The 19,903-nt window shown below is 45.9% G+C and carries 16 protein-coding genes; 15 read left to right on the forward strand and 1 reads right to left on the reverse strand.

All coding sequences use genetic code 11. The annotated features are described in order from the left end of the window. Window positions 1–101: 101 nt before the first annotated feature. The gene (locus VFC92_03295) at window positions 102–1,523 is read right to left on the reverse strand and encodes a M64 family metallopeptidase (GenBank protein ID HZK07205.1); all 1,422 of its coding nucleotides are present in this window, start codon (window positions 1,521–1,523) and stop codon (window positions 102–104) included. 696 nt (window positions 1,524–2,219) lie between these two features. Between VFC92_03295 and VFC92_03300 the strand changes: the two genes are divergently transcribed. From VFC92_03300 to VFC92_03370, 15 genes are all read left to right on the forward strand, one after another. Then, complete coding sequence (locus VFC92_03300) at window positions 2,220–3,356, forward strand: hypothetical protein (protein HZK07206.1); 1,137 nt, start codon at window positions 2,220–2,222, stop codon at window positions 3,354–3,356. Then, window positions 3,338–3,940, forward strand: coding sequence for a DNA N-6-adenine-methyltransferase (locus tag VFC92_03305; GenBank protein HZK07207.1), 603 nt, complete (start codon window positions 3,338–3,340; stop codon window positions 3,938–3,940). Before VFC92_03300 ends, VFC92_03305 begins: the two co-directional genes overlap by 19 nt. Window positions 3,941–4,204: 264 nt before the next feature. Continuing rightward, window positions 4,205–4,687: a GNAT family N-acetyltransferase gene (locus tag VFC92_03310; protein HZK07208.1), complete on the forward strand. Its 483-nt coding sequence runs from the start codon at window positions 4,205–4,207 to the stop codon at window positions 4,685–4,687. Window positions 4,688–4,764: 77 nt separating this feature from the next. After that, window positions 4,765–5,343, forward strand: coding sequence for a pentapeptide repeat-containing protein (locus VFC92_03315; GenBank protein HZK07209.1), 579 nt, complete (start codon window positions 4,765–4,767; stop codon window positions 5,341–5,343). A gap of 208 nt (window positions 5,344–5,551) precedes the next feature. Beyond that, window positions 5,552–7,117 (forward strand): M81 family metallopeptidase, encoded by a 1,566-nt coding sequence (locus VFC92_03320; GenBank protein HZK07210.1) that lies wholly within the window; start codon window positions 5,552–5,554, stop codon window positions 7,115–7,117. An 860-nt stretch (window positions 7,118–7,977) separates the two neighbouring features. After that, window positions 7,978–8,526, forward strand: coding sequence for a hypothetical protein (locus VFC92_03325; GenBank protein HZK07211.1), 549 nt, complete (start codon window positions 7,978–7,980; stop codon window positions 8,524–8,526). Window positions 8,527–8,623: 97 nt separating this feature from the next. Then, on the forward strand, window positions 8,624–9,127 hold the full coding sequence (locus tag VFC92_03330) for a hypothetical protein (protein ID HZK07212.1): 504 nt from the start codon (window positions 8,624–8,626) through the stop codon (window positions 9,125–9,127). Between the two features lie 160 nt (window positions 9,128–9,287). Next, complete coding sequence (locus tag VFC92_03335; protein HZK07213.1) at window positions 9,288–9,467, forward strand: hypothetical protein; 180 nt, start codon at window positions 9,288–9,290, stop codon at window positions 9,465–9,467. Between the two features lie 52 nt (window positions 9,468–9,519). Further along, window positions 9,520–9,825, forward strand: a complete 306-nt coding sequence (locus VFC92_03340) for a hypothetical protein (GenBank protein HZK07214.1) — start codon at window positions 9,520–9,522, stop codon at window positions 9,823–9,825. Between the two features lie 374 nt (window positions 9,826–10,199). Beyond that, entirely contained in the window at window positions 10,200–12,569 is a 2,370-nt protein-coding gene (gene pbpC / locus VFC92_03345; protein HZK07215.1) for a penicillin-binding protein 1C, read from the forward strand. Between the two features lie 393 nt (window positions 12,570–12,962). Next, complete coding sequence (gene guaB / locus VFC92_03350) at window positions 12,963–14,435, forward strand: IMP dehydrogenase (GenBank protein HZK07216.1); 1,473 nt, start codon at window positions 12,963–12,965, stop codon at window positions 14,433–14,435. Window positions 14,436–14,534: 99 nt separating this feature from the next. Beyond that, window positions 14,535–16,553 (forward strand): peptidylprolyl isomerase, encoded by a 2,019-nt coding sequence (locus tag VFC92_03355; protein ID HZK07217.1) that lies wholly within the window; start codon window positions 14,535–14,537, stop codon window positions 16,551–16,553. A 9-nt stretch (window positions 16,554–16,562) separates the two neighbouring features. After that, window positions 16,563–17,411 (forward strand): hypothetical protein, encoded by an 849-nt coding sequence (locus VFC92_03360; protein ID HZK07218.1) that lies wholly within the window; start codon window positions 16,563–16,565, stop codon window positions 17,409–17,411. A 39-nt stretch (window positions 17,412–17,450) separates the two neighbouring features. Next, window positions 17,451–18,812: a peptidylprolyl isomerase gene (locus VFC92_03365; GenBank protein HZK07219.1), complete on the forward strand. Its 1,362-nt coding sequence runs from the start codon at window positions 17,451–17,453 to the stop codon at window positions 18,810–18,812. Between the two features lie 87 nt (window positions 18,813–18,899). Beyond that, window positions 18,900–19,874 (forward strand): AAA family ATPase, encoded by a 975-nt coding sequence (locus VFC92_03370; GenBank protein ID HZK07220.1) that lies wholly within the window; start codon window positions 18,900–18,902, stop codon window positions 19,872–19,874. Window positions 19,875–19,903 lie beyond the last annotated feature (29 nt).

Genomic DNA, 19,903 nt, shown 5'->3' on the forward strand with positions numbered 1-19,903 from the left:
CTCTTCTGCCTGGCTATATGAGAGTTCGTTGAACGAAGCGCTTCGATGGGGCATTGGTGATAGAAAAACTGTAGTTTATTGTAAACACCAAATTGTTCCATTTACTTTGTGTATTGATCAATCACCTGCGAGATGGCGCGGCGGCAAGCAGGGCAAAACTCCTGCTTGTTGCGCGTAAACATGATGCAGTCGATGGCCGAGCGATACATGCCGTGCTGCATGTAGTTGGCTCCCTCAAAGGCGCCGGTAGTGTTTTTATATTCCATCCTGTCGATCATATTCAGCATCTCCTGCCTTTCGCGGGCAAAGAGCGCTTCCACGCGTGCTTCGGGCACTTTGGCGGCGCGCAGCTCGCGTCGCTCCTTTTGTATCTCATAGCTGAAAGCATCAAAAGCTTCTTTGTCCCACGGCGTGGGGATAGGCGTTTCAGGCTCGACAAGTTCCTGCCATTTCAAAGCTGACGGATCGAGCAATGCCGTAACATTTGGCTCATAAGGCTCCACGGTAATTTCGGCCATTTCATAGCTTACGTCGGCGGTGTAATATTCGTCGGCCAGCCCGGCAAAAGAATGCCCAAACTCATGCACAAAGATGTAATCCGAAAACTTGTTGTCGACGGCCACGGTGGAGTAGAGATTATAAATACCGCCACCGCCGTAGGTCTGCTCGTTGATAAGGATAAACATGGCGTCGTAAGGCACGTTGGCGGCAGCATCGCGGATGGCGCGGTTGTCGGTGGCCAGGGCATAACGCTCCGAATCGAAAGCACTGTAAGAAACCGACAGTGGCGTGCGCCGGAAACTGCCGGGGTGTGGTTTGTTGACGCCACTTTCGGCAGCAGGTGTTTCCACCAACCGCACATTAAAATCTGCTTTGCGCGATTTGTAAGGCTCTACATCAAACATCGCCTGGATGAGCCGACGGGCGTCGCCATTGAATTTCTCCATCTCGCCGGCGCTGTAGCCGTCGCCCAGAATCACCAGATCGACATGCGTGGCCGGGTCGCCGTTTTCGAAAAGGGTTTGTGTGGTTAATTCCGATTGCAGCGGAGCAGGATTTACGTTGCGCGCCGCCGGATCGATGGTGGTATTCCACAGCGGTACAAACTTGTTGGTGGCATCCCGCTTCGAGATGGTGAGCACCACAGGATGCTGCGGCCAGGGAAACCGCACCGACTCATGAAAAGTGCCCCAGTTTATTTTTGCTTCCGCAATGCTCTGCCATTCGCCAAAGATGCTGGCAAAACCCCGGCTGTAAAGCAAGGCTCCTGTGGCGGCATCGGTAACTTCGTAAAAATACAATCCCCTGTTCAACGTATCCAGAAGCACCGTTTGGCTGCCGGCCCACGCGCCGTCATTCAGGATGCGATCCACCGAGAAATGCTCCTCGCTTGCCGTACCTGTATGGAAATAATCTACCCGCATGGTGTTGCCGGTAAAAGTCTTATCGAAATCAACCGCCGCCTGCGGCCTTGCCTGCGTAGCTGCCACGAACAACAACAATAGTAAAATCCTGGTTTTCATATCTCTTATTTTTATGATAAATGCTCTTGTAACAAAGCTTCAAAACTATAAAAAATAGAGATGGCGGAGGAAAATCTACTGTCCACGAATTTCAACTGTCCATGAATTACCACCAATTAAGCTAGTTACCGCGAATTAATTTATTGTAATTCAATGCGGGCATCAGTCGCCCCAAGCAGCAGTCACACCGTGAATTCTGCCTAAGCCTAAAACAACAGCCCGAACATTTATTGGTTGGCCTGGCGTTATTCACGGGGGAACTTTTAAAACCGGATTGGAGGTTTTTCGTATTCTCCCTCATCTAGGGAAAGCCATTCAAGTTCGCACAGGATTCTTTATTCATCATGGTTCTAAAAAGCAACGGGATGTTTTTCCGTTCAAAATACTTTTTAACTTTGGCAACTTTTAAGAATTAATCTTTGGCTCATGGAAAACTCTGAAAATAGCTTGGCTTACAATAACCACCCCAGAAATCTGGTGGGCAGCCTGGATTTTGGAAAGTGTTATGTAAACATCATAAGAGTGAAAAGCCTACAAGAAACCACTTGGAGCCAAATCGGATTACGCCGATTTGCTGGAGTATGTTCACAAATCATGAAAAGACATAAATGAAATAAAATCTCAGGTTAACCAATAACTTTGGGCAACATGCTAAAAAGTCAACAGAACAAGTATCTTTGTAAAAAACATAAATAAATGGCATACGATTCAGTAGATAAATTACAAAACGCTCTTGTAGAGAAAGTTTTTCATTACACTCAAGACAAGAAAAAGGCAGCTGGCAGGGCACTTGGGACGATGGTTGAAATCATAACATACTACTTGCTCAAAACTTGGGGCTTCAATAACTCAACTTCAATAGAGAGAGGTCTTGTGGAATATGGAAATGAAGATATCTGCCACAATGTTGAATACTCTCTACACCCTATAATCAAAGAACATGAAGTAACTATTGACAGATGCAGCAATTCCATAACAGCTACGAGGATATTAAAAGCATTAGCAGAAAACGTAGATATTACCAAGTTCAAAAAAAGGAATAACAACCTTCTCGACAAGCATAATATTCTCCGCAACGCTTGCACTATTGGCGAGTCCGAAGACTCCTTCCTGCTTACCAGCTTTAAATCAATAGGACAAGATAAATATGAACTGTTCGTCTTCGAACAAAAGCAAAAGCCATATGCAATCTTTGAATGCAAGCGAGTTGGAGTTGAGGAAGGAAATAAAAAAGGACCACAGACAATTGAGAAAGCAAAGCAGGGAGCATATGTTGCAAGAACTGCATCATCACTTCAAAAAATCAGAACAGATACTGGTGAAAAGTATGGGCTTATTTACCGTTCAAACAATGAGCCGTACATAAAACCATATATTGATTTGATGGAGGAAGTAATTTACTCAGATGATACCGAACTACTTAAAAAATTCATTTTAACTGTAGGCGTTGTCAGCAACCATGGAAATTGGTTTACAGCAGAAAACCATAATAAAGAATTAAAGGTTTTAGCTCATTCATATGATTGGTTAATATTCTTAACAGACAATGGGTTGGCTCAATTTATTGAAGAATTAATTCTGAATCCGATACCGGAATACTCTAAAGTTCAAGAAGCCTTTAAAAGCAGTTATACTGCTGATAAAAAGAGAAACGTTTTCACAAAAGTCAAAATGGATTTTGAGGCAGATGCTATTTTGCTGAAATATTTCTCTGACAAATTGAATGAAATAGAAGGTTGGTTCAATATCATTGCGCCAGCGGAAAAAAGCATTACTGAATTAAAGAACGAAATTATTGAGTTGCGTTCAAAAAATTGGAAAGAAATTTTATGAGTGCGGGTAGAACAGTAAATTCAAAAAGTCAAAGTTGGGGAACTCCTCCCAAATATGTAAATGTCATCAGGCGTTTTTTTGGAGGCTTAATTTCATTAGATCCGTGCTCAAATGAATACTCAATAGTCCATGCTGAAAAGGAGTTTATGCTACCCAAAAATGATGGACTAAAAGAAGAATGGAACTATCCAACTATTTATATGAATCCCCCATACGGTGCTGATAGAGATAGGGGAACAACCATTAAAAACTGGTTAGCAAAATGTGCCTTGACACATAATAAATTTGATTCAGAAATATTAGCTTTAGTACCAGTTGCTACGAATACCGGACATTGGAAACAAAGTATTTTTGGACAAGCCAAAGCTATATGCTTTCTCTATGATACTAGATTGAAATTCCTTGAAAATGGTTCTGGTGCCGGAAAAGGCGCGCCAATGGCATGCGCAATGATTTATTGGGGACATGACTATGACAAGTTCTTTGATGTATTTATAGAATTTGGTGCTGTCATTGACATCTCAAATCTTCAAGATTCGGAAATAGGAGCAACAAGGAATTATTTGAAATTTGAATTTCAATAAAATATAATTGCCCAACCATGGCTATCCTTAATGCAGAGTTTGGCTTTAGAATGAAAGTAATACCATTTAATAAACTTGTTTAGTAGGTGGCTAGTGAAGTGCTCTGAAAACCACCCAAACGCTAACAGCAGTCTGGCACAATAGCAGAATCAATTTTCATTTGGAAGCTTGAGAACTTTCTTTAAATTTGCAGCAGTTCGACAGGGGAGTCTCCCAAACCACCACCTTCGGATAGCTGAAAAACGTTGTATTAAATTTATCAATATGAAAATAAGAAAAGCAAAACTGCAAGACATAGAACAAGTGACGAATTATGGCCTGATTTTATTAAAGCAACATTCCGATCTCGATCCATATTTTGTTCCCACCGACGCCGTAGAAGAAGTGTATCGAGATTTTATGGAGCGAAGTCTGCTTTCGGAGGATAGGCTTCTTCTGGTTGCGGAAATTGACGGGAAAATAGTTGGATATGCTGCAGCAGAAATTCAGGCGAGGTCGCCAATATTCAGGATTGCTAAAAATGGATACATAAACGATGTGTTTGTAGAAGAAGAATTCAGGAAACTCGGCATTGCCAGGGAGTTTTTGACAGAGCTTAAAAAATGGTTTGAAAGTAAGGGCATCAAACACGTCGAACTATCAGTTCTTGCCGACAACGAGGTTGGTAAAAAGACCTGGGCTAAGTTTGGATTTGAGACTTACGAAATTAAAAAAAGAGTAAGTATTGGGAAATTTAAAATCGAATGATAACCGGCAATAAAAACACACCTCCAATCCCTTAGTCCCAAGCATAAAAAGGGACTGCAAACAGACAATAACAGAATATGGAACAAGCATACATCGTAGAAAAAACGTTTGACAAAATTGACTTCACAGACAAACCTTTGACAAAAGGGGAGTATGAAAATTGCCGGTTTCTCAATTGCGACTTTTCAAATAGTGACCTGGCCGACTATAAGTTTGCCGATTGTGAGTTTTCGGGATGTAATTTGAGTTTGGCCAAACTTACAAAGACAGCATTTCGGGGCATAAAATTCAAGGAGTGCAAAATGTTGGGATTGAACTTTGACAATTGCAACGCATTTGGACTTTCCTTCAGCTTCGAAAATTGCATTTTAAATCACTCTTCGTTTTACAAGACAAAAATCAAAAAAACATCTTTCAAAAACACCCAATTGCAGGAAGTCGATTTTACATCCTGCGACCTGACAAATTCGCTGTTTGATGATTGCGACCTGACCAGAGCAACTTTTGACAATACAATTATTGAAAAAGCAGATTTTCGGACTTCCTTCAACTACTCGATCGACCCGGAAATTAACCGAATTAAGAAAGCGAAATTTTCTATCCATGGGATTCCGGGGCTTCTAGGCAAATACGATATAGAAATCGAAAACACGTAATAATATGCACCCAGGAACAAAAACGGCTATAGTCACCCTGTGAATTCCACCTAAGCCTGAAACATTAGCCAGATCATTAGTTTGTTGGCCTGGCGTTATTCACGAGGTGACTTTCAAAGGAGGGATTATGATTTGGAAGTGCCTTTTCAGAAATTTACCTATTTTTGAAGCATTCTGAAAAACAGAAATAAATCACAAAATAACCGCTATGAATTTTAAACAAATACTGATCGCAGCAATAATCCTAATCGGCTTGTCAGCTTGCCAATCGCAAAAGGAAAAGGCAATAAGTAACCCGCGCATCGCCATTGCCGGACTGGCCATTGAGTGCAGCACCTTTTCGCCGGCACAAAGCAATGCCGAAGATTTCCGCGTCCGTCGTGGCGAAGAGATATTCTCGTACTACCCGTTTATGCATGAAGATTCGGCCACACGCCAGCGGGCGCAATACTTCCCGGCGATGAGAGGCCATGCAATCCCCGGCGGAATCGTTACCCGCGCAGCCTACGATACTTTGATGACAGAAATGCTGCAACGGCTCAAAGAGAACCTCCCCTACGACGGCGTGTTTTTCGACATCCACGGCGCTATGAGCGTGGTTGGACTTGACGACCCCGAAGGCGATATGATTCAGCGCGTGCGCGATGTCGTTGGTAAAGATGCCTTGATTTCCACCTCTATGGATTTGCATGGAAACGTGTCGTGGCGACTGGCCCATCAGACCGATCTGATCACCTGCTACCGACTGGCACCCCACGAAGATGCCATCGAATCGAAAAAGCGGACGTTGGTAAACCTGCTCGATCGTCTGGAATCCGGGAAAGGAAAGCCCGCCTATAAGGCATGGATTCCCATTCCCATTCTGCTGCCGGGCGAAAAAACCAGCACACGCATCGAACCGGCCAAAAGCCTTTATGCACAAGTCGATCCGATTACAAAACTGGAAGGTGTGCTGGACGCCGCCATTTGGGTAGGCTACGCGTGGGCCGATGAACCGCGCAACATAGCGGTAGTAATGGTTACCGGCGACGACAAGCAAGAGGTAAAACGTTCGGCCGAAACGCTGGCGCAGTCATTTTGGGATGTCCGCGAACAATTTGAATTTGTAGCTCCCGTGGCTCCGCTGGACGAATGTCTGGAAATGGCCCTCCACAGCGACAAAAAACCTTTTATCATCAGCGATATGGGCGACAACCCCACGGCAGGTGGTGCCGGCGACGTTACCTGGACGCTAAAGCAAATACTCGACAACGATACTTTCAAAAATCCTGACGGCCCATCGCTGATTTACGCTTCACTTCCCGGCCCCAAGCTCATCGATAAAGCCATCGAAGCAGGCGTGGGTGGAAAAGTAGAAGCCTTTGCCGGAGCAGATATCGACAACCGCTACGAAGGCCCCGTCATGCTGAAGGGCACGGTAGAAGCCATTCGCCAAAGCGACGACAACGCCCAAACCGAAGTGGTGGTTCGCGTGGGCAGCGTGCGGGTTATCGTCACCAAAAAACGGAAACCATACCACTACGAATCGGATTTTACCAACTTAGGGCTCGATCCGCGCAAAGCGGATATTGTGGTCGTAAAAATTGGCTACCTCGTACCCGAGTTGTACGACATGCGCGGCGATTGGATCATGGCACTCACGCCCGGTGGTGTGGATCAGGACTTGCATCGGCTGCCCTACCAGAGAATCGACCGCCCCATGTACCCGCTGGACGAAGAGATGGCCGACCCGGATCTAACCGCTCGTTTTGTCCCGCTTTCGGACGAAAAGTAGAACACAGACAGCAGTCACCCCGTGAATGCTGCCTAAGCCAGAAACATTCGCCCGAAGATTTGTAGGCTTGTCTGGCGTAATTCACGGGGTGACTTTCTATCTTCGCCAATAAGGCACTTGGTTTGCACAGTCCCATTTATTCAGAATCATTCTAAAAAGGCAATGTGATGTATTTCTAATCAAAATCTTCTTTAGATTTGCCGCTTTGAATTATGTAATATTTGTTGCATGAGAAATTCTGAAAATAGTTTGACTTGCGATAACCACCATGGAAATCCTTTGTACAGATTGGGCTCTGTAAAGGAGCCCTGCCCCAAAGGCAAAGTGAAAGGTCTTCCACACGTAACCCATAGTCAAAGCCAGGGGATTTGGGACATTGCTAACAGTGATTTTAAAATGAGGGGTGTTTTTGCCCCAGTTTGGCAAATGGTGAGAGATAAAAGCAGCACAGTCACCGTAATATACACACTTGCTTCCAAGAAAGAATTAAGTAAAATCGTAAACCCACCGAATGATTACGGATAAGGATGCAAAAGGTGCAAATTTGCAACCTAACCTTGGGTGTGTAAAATGTACTTTTTGCAAATTGGAATGAAGAAATTAACCTAAAAATGCATTTACACAGATTTTATGAGCAATTACATAAAATACAATAGGTTAGCAAGAGGACTAGCGAAACTTGACTTTTATAGCTCTAAAAAGTTACGACTTCAAAAATTGAAATAAAAAGTGGAAATCAGAAGCCTCTTGAAGAAACGGTGCGGAAATGAAAAGCCATGGTATTAGGATCTGAAAGTGAAGTAATATGGATTGAAATAATTTGCAATTAAATCTTATAAGAACATGTTAAATTTAAACTTATGACAAACTCAGAGATATCAAAAGAAATTCTAAAACGATTAGAAGAAATTGAAAAGCAATTAGATAATATTTATATTGCCAACAATACGACACTTGACATCTTAATAAGATGCATTGGACAGAACAACACATTACATTTCCAAAAAGATGTGCAAAATAAGAATGATTTTAAACGTGCAGTATATACTCTTGTTGGGCTTTTAGCCTTAAATAAGATGTACAGTGAAAAGATAGATGTTTCTACAAAAGAAGTCTGTACAATATTTAGAAATATCGGCACAACAGAACAAATAATAGAAGGTATTTATTCAAAATTAGCAGGCCCGTTTTTTGATGATATTGATGCTGAAAGCTTATATTATTTTACCTGCACTTTTGCTGATACGAATTCAGAGCGTTTTATGGAAATTTACGAAAGTAATCGTTATGAACCCAATGGGACGAAATATTTAGGAACGCTTTGGGGTTTAATGAACGATTACTCTCGTGCATGCGATGTTGTTCAAGGGCATTTAGATTTTCTGAGGCCTACTATAGAGAAATTTTAAAAACACAATTATTTATAAAATGCCACATAAAAATTGACTATTTTACTCAAAATTTTCAAAATGAGACAAAACATAGACAAAAATAAAACTACACATCATGGAAGAAGAAATCAGAACAAAAAAGTTAGTCATTGTTGATAATGATGGCAATCCTAAGATTGAATTGCGCACCATTTCTAATGGTGATCCTCAGATCATTCTTCGAGATAAAAAAGGTGTTCCGGCTATTAGAATTTCTATAGATGATAATGAGAGGCCAATCATACAACTTGTTGATGCAGATGACATATTTGTTGAAGGTGAATTAGAAAATGGTATGGTAACGAGCATGAATATATTATCCCTTAGTAAGGAGGGTAATGGAATGATGAGTTTAAGTATACACAATGCATTTTATGGCAGCAGAGTTATGCTAGGTGTTGATAAGAATAATCGGTCAGTTTTATTACTATCTGATAAGCATAATAATCTAAAATCTGTTGTCACAAGCGGCGAAGAAAAAGAATATGGCGACATGCATATATATACACATGATGATAGTGGACAAAGCGGTTATAATTTCAAAGAATTAATTGATTGGGCCAAACGACAAAATGGATAATAAAAGTGCAGTCTAATGCTGTACAACCTCTAATACATTGTTAATTTGCTTGAACTGTCAAATTATTGTTCAAAACTCATCATGGCAAAAAACTTGGATATAAAAGTAATAAAAAAACAATTTTCAATATTCGTATTAACTAAAAAAGGAGAAGTAAGTTATGGCAGCAGAAAAAATTGGGACAGTTAAATCTCCCAAAACGCAGAAATCATATGATGTAAAGTGGGACCAATCAAATCGTGACGTTTATGTTAGCTATGCTGGTTGGACCAGTGTTGGCAAAGCAAGTTCGGCTACAGAGGCAATGAACAAAGCAGAAGCTTACGTTTACAACAAATGATAGTATTTATGAGGATGTCACGGTAGTGACATCCTCATAAAATCCTAAAGAATTGGATATGCGGGTTGAATTTAACATTTCGGCGTTTACACATATTGGAACGATTCGTGAATTGAACCAAGACCATATTCTTGTCAATGGAATGGTATTAAATGAAGGAGAAATTCATTTAATTGGACAAGACAGTTGCTTTTGTTTTGTTGCAGACGGAGTTGGAGGTAACAAAGCAGGTGAATTTGCTTCTCACTTCGTTCTTGAAAAACTAAAATTGGAAGCTGATTTTAGCTCACCATATATTGAGCAAAGCTTTCGCGAATTAAATGAACAACTACTCTCTGCTTCTACCCGTTTTTTGTAAACTCTTACCAAATATCTGAAAACCAAAGCTAAAAGTAATATTATCTATAATAATTTGTCAACTTTAAAGAATTAACAAACACTTACACACGAGTTGACACAGACAAGAAATAAAAAGGACAATGACACAGAAGTTCAATATTTACAATGGATTAAAATGCTTGAGTAAAGAACATCATATTTTGATATAACAGTGCCTCAAAATCGGCAACTAACCATATACGTAACACCCCACCTCCACATTCTATTTCTCCAATAAGCAAACCCTGTCCAAACAAATCTAAATGACGAAAAGTTTTCATTAACGCTTTGCGCATTTAACCTCACCCATCCATCTCCCACCATAACCCTACTTTTGCCTCTCAAAGCAGCCTGATGAAATTGAAGAACCAAATCCGCACCCTTCTTATAAAAACCCCACGGCTCGTGCGCTGGCTGGCGGCGGGGCTTGTGGTGCTGGTGGTGGTTTTTTATTTCTCGCTGCCGCGCCATCTCTTCCGCGATCCTACCGGCACGGTGGTGGTGGCTGCTGACGGGCAGATGCTGGGCGCACGCATCGCCGACGACGGCCAATGGCGCTTTCCAGCCACGGCGCAGGTTCCGGAGAAGTTTGCCGTTTGTATCACCCATTTCGAAGACCGTTATTTCTATCGTCATCCCGGCGTCAATCCGCTGGCGTTGGCCAGGGCGCTAAAGCAAAATCTGGCTGGTGGCCACGTGGTGAGCGGCGGCTCCACCCTCTCCATGCAGACCATCCGGCTGATGCGCAAAGGAAAGCCGCGCACTGTTGTAGAAAAGTTTTATGAGATATGGCTGGCGCTTCGGCTGGAGTGCCGCTACAGCAAAAACGAAATCCTGGCTTTGCATGCCTCGCACGCTCCTTTTGGTGGCAATGTGGTGGGGCTGGACGCTGCCGCATGGCGCTATTATGGTCGTAGCGCCGACAACCTGAGCTGGGCCGAAACGGCGGCGCTGGCAGTGCTGCCCAACGCTCCGGCATTGATATTTCCGGGAAGGAATGCACAGCTTCTGCTTCAAAAACGAAACATGCTCCTCGACCGGTTAGAAAGTCGCGGCATCATCAGCGCCACCACCTGCACGCTGGCCAAAGCGGAGCCGTTGCCACAAAAGCCCAAGCCGCTGCCCGACCTGGCTTTTCATCTCACCGAAAGGATAAATGCTGCGGCGCACGGACAGATCATCAAAACCACGCTCGACGCTCCTTTGCAACAGAACTGCAACGAAGTCCTCAGCCGCCACCAGCGACTGCTGGCCGCCAACGGAATCCACAACATCGCCGCGATGATCGTCGAAAACAGTACCGCTGATGTGCTGGCGTATGTGGGTAATATCGCCACTCCTTCGGAGGAAGGAAGCCACGGCGATCAGGTGGATGTGATCACCAGCGCGCGCAGCAGCGGCAGCATCCTCAAGCCTTTCCTCTATGCCGCCATGCTCGACGCCGGCGAGCTGCTGCCCGGCACTTTGGTTGCCGACATCCCCACCACCATCAGCAACTATTCGCCGCGCAACTTCGAGGTGGCCTACGATGGCGCAGTGCATGCCGACGAGGCGCTGATTCGTTCGCTGAATGTGCCGGCGGTGCGTCTGCTCAACCAATACGGACAGCCACGGTTTTACCACCAGTTGCAGCAGGCCGGACTGTCGTCGCTTACTTTTCCGGCAGGGCATTATGGCTTGTCGTTGATATTGGGAGGCGCCGAAGCAAAAGCGGAAGACCTGGCGCTGATGTACCGCAACATGGCCGTCACGCTGCTGCACTATCCCGACCTTCAGCCGGAACTTGCGACAAAGCTCAATTTCATTTCTGAAACTGATGATCATCTTAAAAAACAAACGCCGGTTTTTGGTGCCGGCGCCGTCTATCTTACTTTCGATGCCATGCAGCAGGTGCGGCGTCCGGCGGCGGAGGCAGGATGGGAAGCCTTTCTTTCGTCCACACCCGTCGCCTGGAAAACGGGAACCAGCTTTGGCTTCCGCGATGCGTGGGCTGTTGGCGTAACTCCCGGCTACACGGTGGTGGTGTGGGCCGGCAATGCCGATGGCGAAGGACGTCCCGGCCTCACGGGTTTGCTGGCTGCTGCTCCCGTGATGTTCGATCTTTTCGATCTGCTGCCCGCCACCGGATGGTTTGTTACGCCGTGGGATGCGCTGGCCGAGGTGCCGGTGTGCCACGAGAGCGGAATGCGCCCCTCTCCATTTTGCAACCACATCGACAGCGTGCTCATCCCGCTAAACGGACTTAATAGCGCCGCCTGTCCGTGGCACCATCTGCTGCATCTGGACACAGAAGAAAAACACCAGGTGAACGCCCAGTGCTATCCTATCGGTCAGATTCAAAGCCAACCGTGGTTTATCCTTCCGGCGGCGATGGCGTGGTATTATCGCAACAAAAACCCTTTTTACAAAAATCCGCCACCGTGGCTTCCCGGTTGTCAGCAGGAGCCGACGCAGGTGATGCAGATCATCCGGCCGGATAAGCCGGGAAAGATTTTCCTGCCACGCGAAACCGACGGAAACCTCCAGGCAACCGTTTTTGAGGCGGCGCATCAAGATGCCGGCGCCACCATCTTCTGGTACCTCGACGAAACCTTTGCCGGACAAACCAGCACCTTTCACACGTTATCGCTGCAGCCGGCGCCCGGAAAACATATCCTCACCCTGCTCGACGGTGACGGCAATCTGCTGCGGGTTCCTTTTGAAATTGTGGGAAAACAGAGGTGAGATTGACGGGTTGCGAGTTGCGAGTTGCGGGTGGCGGGTTGCAAATTACGATTAACGATTGTGGTTGTGGTGGTTTCGACTACGCTCAACCACCGTCAACTGTGGCGGCTGAGCGGAGTCGAAGCCAGCGTTGGTTGGTGAGCGGAGTCGAACCAAGCCGAACCAAGTCGAAGCCAGCTTGCCGAAACCAGCCTTATCGAAGGGAAAGACGCTTATAAACAATAGTTACACAGAGTAACACTGTGTAAAACTCTGTGTTACACTGTGACACTCCGGATAAATAACTTCTTTCTCATTTCTGAAAGTTCATTTCTTCCGGCTGAAGACTGCCAAAAGCCGACTGCGACTGATCAATTTTTATATCTTTGTCCCAATTTTTTTAAACCGTTTCAAATGCTTCAAAATCAAGATAAATTCACTGGCGAAGGACTTACTTACGATGATGTTTTATTGTTGCCGGGCTACAGCGAAGTACTTCCGCGGGAGGTCGACCTTTCGACGTCATTCACTTCGGGCATCAGCATGAAGATACCCATTGTGTCGGCGGCCATGGATACTGTGACCGAGCACAAGCTCGCCATCGCCATGGCGCAGGAAGGCGGCATAGGTGTTTTGCACAAAAATATGAGCATCTACAAGCAAGCCAACGAAGTGCGCCGTGTGAAGCGTGCGGAGAACGGAATGATTCTGGAGCCTATCACGCTCAACAAAACAGCAAAAGTAGGTGACGCGCTTGCGCTGATGAAAGAGTACAGCATCGGCGGTATCCCGGTGATAACTCCCGACAATACGCTGGTAGGCATCGTCACCAACCGCGACCTGCGCTTTGAGCGCAACCACGGGCGTCCGGTGGAAGAGGTGATGACAAGCGAAAACCTGATTACCACCACCGAGTTTACTGATTTTGAAAGAGCTGCCGACATCCTGCAGGAATTTAAAATAGAAAAGCTGCCGGTGGTCGATAAAGATTATAAGTTGGTGGGATTGATTACCTACAAAGACATTATAAAGATAAGAGAGCGCCCCAACGCTTGCAAAGACGAGCGTGGCCGCCTGCGTGTAGCCGCTGCCGTAGGTGTGAGTGGCGACATGATGGATCGCGTGGATGAGCTGATTGCTGTGGACGTGGATGCCATCATCATCGACACGGCGCATGGCCACAGCAAAGGTGTGATGGAAGCCGCCCGCGTCATCCGGCGCAAATATCCCAACCTGCAACTGATAGTCGGAAATATCGGTACCGCCGAGGCTGCCCTCGACCTGGCGCGCATCGGTGTGAATGGCGTGAAAGTGGGCATTGGCCCCGGTTCTATCTGCACCACGCGCATCATTGCCGGCATAGGCATCCCGCAACTCAGCGCCGTGTATAATGTGGCGCGTGCGCTGAAAGATACCGGCATCCCTGTGATAGCCGATGGCGGTATCCGCTATTCGGGCGACATCGTAAAAGCTATTGCCGCCGGCGCCCACAGCATCATGGCCGGGTCGTTGTTTGCCGGCGTTGACGAATCGCCCGGCGACACCATCATCTTCGAAGGCCGCAAATACAAGGCCTACCGTGGCATGGGCTCTATCGAAGCTATGCAACATGGCTCCAAAGACCGCTACTTTCAGGACATGGAAGAAGACATCAAAAAACTGGTTCCCGAAGGCATCGTTGGGCGGGTACCTTTTAAAGGATCGCTGAGCGAAGTGATCCATCAGATGGTGGGCGGACTGCGCGCAGGCATGGGCTACACCGGATCGCAAAACATTGAACAACTGCAGCAGGCGCGCTTCATCAAAATAAGCCCTGCCGGCGTTGCCGAGAGTCATCCGCACGACATCACTATTACGCGTGAAGCGCCCAACTACAGCAAATTTTAATCATGCTTTTTATTTGAACATATAATAATTACAGTGTTTATTCGTAACAGATAACACTTTATTGACAAGCAATAAACTATCTTAAATTTTAAATCAAAGATGACACAGATTTTTACTACAAAAGGTTTCCAGCGGCGGTGTGCAGTAGCTGCTATCATGGTTTTTTCGATTATGTTTTTGAGCCTGAACGCTCAAAATGCAAGCGAAAAAGTTTTGCTGACCATTGGCAACGATAAAATTAGCTCCAACGAGTTTATGGCGATTTACCAAAAAAACAACGTGGACGGAGAGGTGCTCGACAAGAAATCTCTCGAAGAGTATCTTGAACTCTTCATCAACTTCAAGCTGAAAGTGAAAGAAGCTGAAACACTGGGACTGGATACAGCAGCATCATTCAAAAACGAACTGAAAGGCTATCGCGACCAGCTTGCAAAGCCTTATTTTGTTGATGAAGAAGTAAACGCCCATCTGCTGCAGCAGGCTTACAACCGCAAGTTGAAAGATGTACGCGTAAGTCATATTCTGGTGCGTGCCGACAAGTACGCCACGCCCGAAGATACCCTGGCTGCCTACAACAAAATTGTGGAGATACGCAGCCGGATTATCAACGGCGAAAACTTTAACGAAGTAGCTGCCGAGGTTTCGGAAGACCCGTCGGCTCGTGACATGCCGGCACAGGGTTTTCAGCCCCCACGCAAAGGAAACGGCGGCGACATTGGCTACTTTACGGTTTTTGATATGGTGCTGCCTTTTGAAGAAGCAGCCTTTTCGATGAAAGAAGGCGAAGTGTCGCAGCCGGTGCGCACCGACTTTGGATATCATCTGCTCATGTTGCAGAGCATCCGCCCAGCCTTGGGCAGCGTGCAGGTAGCACACCTTTTCCTGAAGATGCCCGACGAAGCAACCCCTGCCGATTCGGCAAACCTGGCCGTACGTGCCGATTCCATTTATAAAGCTTTAAATGCTGGTGCCCTGTGGGATTATATGGTAAAAGAGCTCTCCGACGATAAAAGCTCCTCCGAAAATGGCGGCAAACTCCCGTGGTTTGGCTCCAACCGCATGGTACCTTCCTTTATTGACGGCATCCGCAGCATCTCCGACACCGGCGGCATTTCCAAACCTGTGATGACCTCTTACGGCTGGCACATCATCAAGCTGGTGGATAAAAAACCCATCCGCTCTTTCGAGGATGAAAAAGCCGACCTGAAACAAAGCCTTTCCAAAGACACGCGCTCGAACAAAAGCAAAGAATCCATCATCCGCAGGATAAAACAGGAAGCCAATTACCAGCCCAATCAAAAAGCGCTCGAAGAGTTTTATGCTGTCATCGACTCGTCGGTGTATAAACGCAAGTGGGAAACCGACAAAGCTGCCGGAATGAATAAAACACTTTTTACATTGGGCAACCAAAATTATAACCAGCAGGAGTTTGCCACTTATCTGGCCAAACATCAATCCATCAACAGCAAGGAAACCATTCCTTTTTTCGTAGAGAAAGCCTACAACGAATGGGTGGATGAGCAGGCAATTGCTTACGAAGACGAGCGGCTTGAGGAGAAACATCCCGAATTTAAAGCACTGGTAAAAGAGTACCGCGACGGCATCTTGCTTTTCGATCTTACCGACAAAATGGTATGGAGCAAAGCCATTAGCGACACCACCGGTTTGAAGAATTTTTATGAAAATAATAAAGAAAACTACGTGTGGGGCAAGCGCCTGAAAGCTACCGTAATTACATCTGTTAAAAACGACGATGCCGACAAAGCATTAGAACTGATCAACAACGGTATGTCGCCCGAAGAGATGAAGGAGGTTCTCGTAAATGATAAGCCACTCGACGTGATGGTTGTCAACAAAAAATTCAGCAAAGGCGATAACGAATTTGTGGATAAAGTGGAATGGAAAGCAGGCACTTCGCGGGTCTATTCAGGTACAGGCAACTTCGGTTTTGTAATCGTTGAGGAAACTGTTGCACCGGAGAATAAAACGCTGGGGGAAGCCCGCGGCCTCATCACCGCCGATTATCAGAACTATCTAGAAGCACAATGGATCAAAGAGCTACGCGGCAAATACCCCGTGGTAGTAAACGAAAATGTACTGAACGATCTGCAAAAGTAATCTGCGAATTTGAAAAACCTTTTAGTCATCATATCCCTGCTTATTATCAACGGCATGGCGTGCCAGAATGAGGCTTTCAGAGATTCTGACCGCATCCTGGCACGCGCATATGATGCCTATCTTTACGAATCAGATCTCAATAATATCGTGCCGGAAGGCACCAGCCCCACCGACAGCCTGAGCATTGCGCAAAACTTTATTAATAATTGGATAAAAAGCCAGTTGATCCTCTACAAAGCCGAGAAAAACCTTAGCAGCGAACAGAAGGATTTCAGCAAGCTCATTCAGGACTACCGCAACTCGCTGGTGATCTACGAATACGAGACACAGCTTATCAACCAAAAACTCGATACCCTAGTTCGTGATTCAGAAATAGAGGCTTATTACAACGAGAATCAAAGTAATTTCAAACTCAACGAAAACATTGTTCAGGCCGTTTACGTAAAGATTGACGAAAAGTCGAAATATCTCAACAAGATAAAAAAGCTTACCCGCAGCAACGACGAACAAGACCGCGACTCGCTGGCGTATTATTGCATTCGCTATGCAGAGGATTTCGACCTTATCGACCGCGAGTGGATCACCTTTGACGATCTGCTTTTACGGGTGCCGATACCTGCAGGCAATCCCGAGACGTTTTTGACAAAAAATGCGTTTGTTCAGCATTATGAGAAACCTTATTGGTATTTTGTAAATTTCTTGGATTATGGTCTCAGCGAGAGCCTCTCGCCCTTGTCGCTTGAGCGCGAAAACATCCGCTCAATATTGCTCAACAAGCGCAAGAAATTGCTCATCAAAAAGATGCAGGATGAAACTTACCAACAGGCTTTAAAAGGCAATAATTTCGAACTTTTTTAATTTATCAACTATCTGCATCACCATACACCGGCAACTGCGATGAAATATTTTATTTGGATAACCAGCGTCATTTTTCTTTTAACCTTTGTTCCTGCTGTAGCGCAGGATCAGGAGGGCACGCCCGAAGGCGCCACCATCGATGAAGTGGTAGCGGTGATAGGCAAAAACTACATCCTGCGCTCCGACGTGGAAAGCCAATACTTGCAAATGCGCATGCAGGGCACCATAAAAGGCGCCGCTGAAACAGTAAAATGCCAGATATTCGAAAACCTGATGTTTGAGAAATTGTTGCTGCACCAGGCCGCACTCGACAGCATCGTCGTTACTCCCGATCAGGTGAGCTCAGAACAAGAGCGGCGCATGCGTTATTTTATCCAGCAGTTTGGAACACAGGAAAAACTGGAGAAATATTACAACAAAACGATATTAGAATTTAAACAAGAGCTGTACGATGTTATCGCTGACCAGATGATGATAAACCGGGTACAGGAAAACATTACGACCAACACCAACGTAACTCCTTCGGAGGTGCGGCGCTTTTATAAGGAAATCCCGCGCGACAGCGTTCCGCTCATCAGTTCTGTGGTAGAAGTGATGCAACTGGTGAAAAAACCGCCCATTTCGTACGAAGAAAAACATGAGGTGAAAGAGCGGCTAAACACGCTGCGCGAACGCATCCTGAAAGGTGAAAGCTTTGAAGCCCTGGCGGTACTCTACAGCGAAGACCTCGGCTCTGCCAAGCAGGGTGGCGACATCGGACTGCACAGCCGAGGCGAGTTGTACCCCGAATTTGAAGCTGTAGCTTTTAAACTCGAACCCGGCGCTATGTCGGAAATAGTTGAAACCGAAGCCGGTTTTCACATCATTCAGGGAATTGAGAAAAGAGGAGAATTTTCACGTGTGCGCCACATCCTTATCCGCCCCAAGGTTTCGCCGGTAGCGCTGGCAGAGGCACGATCGTTTCTCGACAGCATCGGACAGCTTATCCGTAATGATTCGCTGACTTTTGAAAATGCTGTACGACTTTATTCCACTGATCCTTCCAAAAATAACGGAGGCATCATGATCAACCCCAACACTGGCAGCGCCCAGTGGTCGGTAGAAGAGCTCGATCCAAAGGTGTTTTTTGTAGTCGACAAACTCGAACCCCGCGAAGTGTCAACCCCCGTGCTGATGGAAGACGATAAAGGCGAAGAAGCGTATCGCCTGCTGATGCTTAGCAAACGTACACAGCCCCACCGCGCCAACCTAGAAGATGATTACAACCAGATACAGGACTGGGCATTACAACAAAAAAGACAAGATGCCATCTTCGTGTGGATCAAGAAAAACGCCCACAAAACCTACATCAAAGTTTATGGTGAATTCCTGCAATGCAAATTTGCCCAAAAATGGTTTTAGGGTTATTGGAATTTGGTGTTGATAGGACGGGATTGATTTAGAAATATTAATTAGATTGGTTTACACAAAAAATTTAAAAGAAATTTCATGGAACAATATAAAACGGATGTAGAAGCTCTTGATGCTTTTGTAGAAAAGGTAAAAATTTTTCGTGCCGAAATAGCGAAAGTCATAGTAGGTCAGGACGATGTGATTGAAAATGTGATCATCTCCATTTTTTCACACGGACACGTGCTGCTCGTGGGCGTGCCCGGCCTGGCCAAAACGCTGCTGGTGAACACTATTTCGAGGGTGCTGGGGCTTAGCTACAGCCGTATTCAGTTTACCCCCGACCTAATGCCCAGCGACATCATCGGCACGGAGATACTCGACCAGAGCCGCAGCTTCAAATTCAATAAAGGCCCCGTATTTGCCAACATCATCCTGGCCGACGAGATCAACCGTACGCCCCCAAAAACACAAAGTGCGCTGCTGGAGGCCATGCAGGAAAAAGCAATCACCGTGGCAGGACGCTCCTACAAACTGGATGAGCCTTTCTTTGTGCTGGCCACCCAAAACCCCATCGAGCAGGAGGGCACCTATCCCCTACCTGAGGCCCAGCTCGACCGTTTCATGTTCAACATCTGGCTCGACTATCCCAGCTTTGAAGAAGAAGTGAATGTGGTAAAAAGTACTACGACCACCTACGTGCCCGAACTCAAAGTGGTGCTTAGCGATCGGGAGATTCTTTATTTCCAGAATCTGATTCGCAAAATTCCGGTACCAGATAATGTTTATGAATATGCTGTGAGGCTGGCATCGAAAACTCGCGCCAACCGCCCCGACTCGCACCCGTGGGCCAACGAATACCTCACCTGGGGCGCTGGTCCGCGTGCATCGCAATACCTGGTGATAGGAGCCAAATGCCATGCTGCTATCCACGGCAAATATTCCCCCGACATCGAAGACGTGCGCAAAGTAGCTGTCGCCATCCTGCGCCACCGTATCGTGCGCAACTACAAAGCGGAAGCCGCCGGCATCTCTATCGAGAATATCATCGATGAATTTCTCAAAGAAGAATAGATCAGCATAAATATTAGCTACAGCTTGTA

Source organism: Bacteroidales bacterium, assembly GCA_035647615.1.
Taxonomy (GTDB): Bacteria; Bacteroidota; Bacteroidia; order Bacteroidales; family 4484-276; genus SABY01.

What these genes read in the sequence shown, in the direction of transcription:
- VFC92_03295 (HZK07205.1), bottom strand. Translation starts at nt 1,523, where the DNA reads ATGAAAACCAGGATTTTACTATTGTTGTTGTTCGTGGCAGCTACGCAG.
- VFC92_03300 (HZK07206.1), top strand. Translation starts at nt 2,220, where the DNA reads ATGGCATACGATTCAGTAGATAAATTACAAAACGCTCTTGTAGAGAAA.
- VFC92_03310 (HZK07208.1), top strand. Translation starts at nt 4,205, where the DNA reads ATGAAAATAAGAAAAGCAAAACTGCAAGACATAGAACAAGTGACGAAT.
- VFC92_03315 (HZK07209.1), top strand. Translation starts at nt 4,765, where the DNA reads ATGGAACAAGCATACATCGTAGAAAAAACGTTTGACAAAATTGACTTC.
- VFC92_03320 (HZK07210.1), top strand. Translation starts at nt 5,552, where the DNA reads ATGAATTTTAAACAAATACTGATCGCAGCAATAATCCTAATCGGCTTG.
- VFC92_03325 (HZK07211.1), top strand. Translation starts at nt 7,978, where the DNA reads ATGACAAACTCAGAGATATCAAAAGAAATTCTAAAACGATTAGAAGAA.
- VFC92_03330 (HZK07212.1), top strand. Translation starts at nt 8,624, where the DNA reads ATGGAAGAAGAAATCAGAACAAAAAAGTTAGTCATTGTTGATAATGAT.
- VFC92_03335 (HZK07213.1), top strand. Translation starts at nt 9,288, where the DNA reads ATGGCAGCAGAAAAAATTGGGACAGTTAAATCTCCCAAAACGCAGAAA.
- pbpC (HZK07215.1), top strand. Translation starts at nt 10,200, where the DNA reads ATGAAATTGAAGAACCAAATCCGCACCCTTCTTATAAAAACCCCACGG.
- guaB (HZK07216.1), top strand. Translation starts at nt 12,963, where the DNA reads ATGCTTCAAAATCAAGATAAATTCACTGGCGAAGGACTTACTTACGAT.
- VFC92_03355 (HZK07217.1), top strand. Translation starts at nt 14,535, where the DNA reads ATGACACAGATTTTTACTACAAAAGGTTTCCAGCGGCGGTGTGCAGTA.
- VFC92_03365 (HZK07219.1), top strand. Translation starts at nt 17,451, where the DNA reads ATGAAATATTTTATTTGGATAACCAGCGTCATTTTTCTTTTAACCTTT.
- VFC92_03370 (HZK07220.1), top strand. Translation starts at nt 18,900, where the DNA reads ATGGAACAATATAAAACGGATGTAGAAGCTCTTGATGCTTTTGTAGAA.